Origin of the sequence: Mesorhizobium sp. M1342, assembly GCF_040317955.1 — a bacterium.
Lineage (GTDB): Bacteria > Pseudomonadota > Alphaproteobacteria > Rhizobiales > Rhizobiaceae > Mesorhizobium.
Window position 1 is genome coordinate 1 of sequence record NZ_JAMYLI010000069.1, and the last position, 1,403, is coordinate 1,403.

Genomic DNA, 1,403 nt, shown 5'->3' on the forward strand with positions numbered 1-1,403 from the left:
TAATGCAGTTCACTTAGGCACCTTCAGTGTTCTGACAGGATATTTGGCTGGTAGCTTTTTGACGACACGGGGGCATGATCGCCCCCGTGTTTTTGGGAGGATGAGGTCTCCCAGCCGTTGTCTTAATCGGATGAGGTGTGCGGGTAGTTTTGCTGGCGCTTCGATCGCCATCCACCCCCATTCGTGACGAATGTAGTGCAGGGCTGTGGTGAAGCTCAATTCGGTTGGCTTGACCTCGGCTTCAGAGGCAACCTCGGCCATTTCCAACCGCACCAGATTGTAAGCCAGCAAGGCTCCCCAAACTTCCTGATAAACGGTCTGCGGTGTGCCGCTGCGCAGCGTCAATTCGCTGCCAAGAAGCTCCTGCTTCAGCTCTCGATAGCTGGTTTCGATCCGCCAGCGGTCTTCGTATTGCTGCACGATCTCCTGGGCAGGATAGGCCTTCTTGTCCGTCAATGAGGTGAGCAATATTCGCTTTTGCCCATGCCGGTTGACCGTCTCGATCGCCCGAGCTTCCCAGAATGTCGGCAAGTCGGGCTCGGCCTCGCGTGCTTGCGGCGAGACTTTCATGCGCACCCGATAGTCGGTGGCGTTCTGGTCCAGGCGCTGCCATGCACTGTTGCCTTTGGCCGGCAGGAGCCAATGACGTTGCTTGCCCTTCGATTGAAGCTGCAGCAGCAGGCTGGCGCTGAAAAAGCCCTTGTCGAAGACCGTCAGGGATTGGTCCGGCACTTGGTCGAGCAAGCTCTTGGCATAGAGCATCTCATTCTTGCCGTAGATCCCAAACACCGCATCACGCACCAGGTGCGTGGCGAGCGCCGTCAGGGTCAAGAGCCGTAGCTGCGGATAACTTGCAACAGCGCCGGATGCATAGGCTTGCGCTCCAAAATGCGCGCGGTTCTCCACGCTGTCGGCGACACGCAATGTGCTGCCATCCACGGCATAGCGCGCAAGACCCCGCCAGCCTCGCCCGACTTGGTGTCGCTCGTCCCAGCACGTCGCGCTCATCGCAAACAACTGCGCCAGCGGCGCCTGGCCTAAGCGCTGGCGGGCCTGCGTCAAGGCGCTCTTGGCAATGTCCGGGTTCACCTCATCGGGCAACACCAGATCCAGATGGGCCACCACCTCAGGCATGGACTGATGACGATACAAGGAAAGCGCAATCACCAGCCAGACAACTTGCTCGGCGGGGAGCTTGCGCTTGCGGATGCTCGCCTTGCCGCTGCTGGCAAGCGCCAAGGCGATCCATTCCGGATCAATTGCACCCGAAAGTGCCGATAAATCGGCTGTATGTCCTATGCGACCTGGCATCTCAAAACACGAACAGGATGGAAACGAATCTCCATCCTGTTCGATAGGTCTTACCAGATCCTCATCCAGCCCAACTTAAGTGAACTGCATTA

Annotated in this window: 1 protein-coding gene; it reads right to left on the minus strand. The window is 58.2% G+C overall.

Going from position 1 to position 1,403, the window contains the following annotated elements:
• Positions 1-9: 9 nt before the first annotated feature.
• Complete coding sequence (locus tag NKH06_RS31950; RefSeq protein WP_128306115.1) at positions 10-1,311, minus strand: IS4 family transposase; 1,302 nt, start codon at positions 1,309-1,311, stop codon at positions 10-12.
• Positions 1,312-1,403: the final 92 nt, after the last annotated feature.

What these genes read in the sequence shown, in the direction of transcription:
- NKH06_RS31950 (WP_128306115.1), bottom strand. Translation starts at nt 1,311, where the DNA reads ATGCCAGGTCGCATAGGACATACAGCCGATTTATCGGCACTTTCGGGT.